The sequence below is a fragment of the Paenisporosarcina sp. OV554 genome (assembly GCF_003058165.1).
In the GTDB taxonomy this organism is placed as follows: domain Bacteria; phylum Bacillota; class Bacilli; order Bacillales_A; family Planococcaceae; genus Paenisporosarcina.
On the sequence record NZ_QBUC01000077.1, the window covers coordinates 1 to 1,272 of the forward strand.

Annotated in this window: 1 protein-coding gene; it reads left to right on the top strand. The window is 36.6% G+C overall.

Translation table 11 applies throughout. The annotated features are described in order from the left end of the window. Positions 1-344: 344 nt before the first annotated feature. Entirely contained in the window at positions 345-941 is a 597-nt protein-coding gene (locus C8K15_RS19995; RefSeq protein ID WP_108588134.1) for an SCO family protein, read from the top strand. Positions 942-1,272 lie beyond the last annotated feature (331 nt).

Consider the following 1,272-nt stretch of genomic DNA (forward strand, 5'->3'; position numbering starts at 1 on the left):
AAATTGTCGATGCAGGCGATGCTTACTTTCGCTGCCATGAATTTAAAAAAACTCGCCAGCTGGACATGGCGAGCTCCGAAAATGGCATAAATAATCCTCGGAGAGGTCTACTTTCCTCAATAATTGCCTCAAATTCAATAAAAATGACAAAAGGGTTTCGGAATGAACACATTCCGAAACCCTTTTGTCTACAACCTGAGACCACCTTAGTTGGTGGTCTTTCTTTATGTAATGGACTAATAATAATACAACGACACAAATTCGTTAGAAACAAGGGATGCTCCTACCTTGAATTCGTAAATTCCATTCGATAAGATGAAAGGGAGCGAAAGTGGGGAGAGTCCATGACGAAATATAAAAAAATGTTCACACTTATTGTGTTGAGCGCAATCATCCTATCGGGATGTAATTCATCAAAGTTTAAAGCAGAGACTGACTGGGAAGTTGAATCCTTTTCTCATGAATCTCAAAGAGGCGAAAAAGTTTCTTTAGAAAATTTAAAAGGGACTGTGTGGTTGGCCACATTTATTTTCACCAATTGTGAAACGGTATGTCCGCCAATGACGATGAATATGACCAAGGTGCAAGATGAATTGATAAAATCAGGAGTAGAGGATTATAAAATCGTCGCATTTAGTGTGGATCCAAAAGTGGATACGCCCGAAATTATGGCTGAATATTTAGCGAAGTTTAACCCAGCTGACGAATCTAAGTGGGAATTACTAACGGGATATGACCCAGAGTATATGGAACAGTTTGCACGAGATTCATTTAAAACTCTCGTAAAAATTGACCCTAATTCAGATCAAGTCATCCATGGCACAAGCTATTTTTTAGTTGATCAAAATGGGATTGCTGTAAAGAGCTATGACGGTTATCAAGACGTACCAAAAGAAGAAATTGCTGCGGATATGAAAGCGCTAATTGAACAAGGGAAATAAAAAGGTTTTATGTAATTACAACCAAATCAAGAACACAGAAAGAGCGTCAATTCAGTCTACTGAATTGACGCTCTTTCTATTTGAAATCTCACTAGCCCTATTAATTACTTACTCAATCGTGTTAATTTCAGAAAAAATAAATGTTAAAAAGCGAAAACAATTAACTAACATGAGGTTTTGGAACAAGATTCAGTATGTAAGGTGTTTAGATAATAAATAAAAAAGCACTGCGAAATTGATCTGCACCCCAATTGTTAGACACAACTAACAATTGGAGGTGCAATTTTTTATGACTAAATTTAGTACTGATTTCAAATTGAACGTAGTGAAG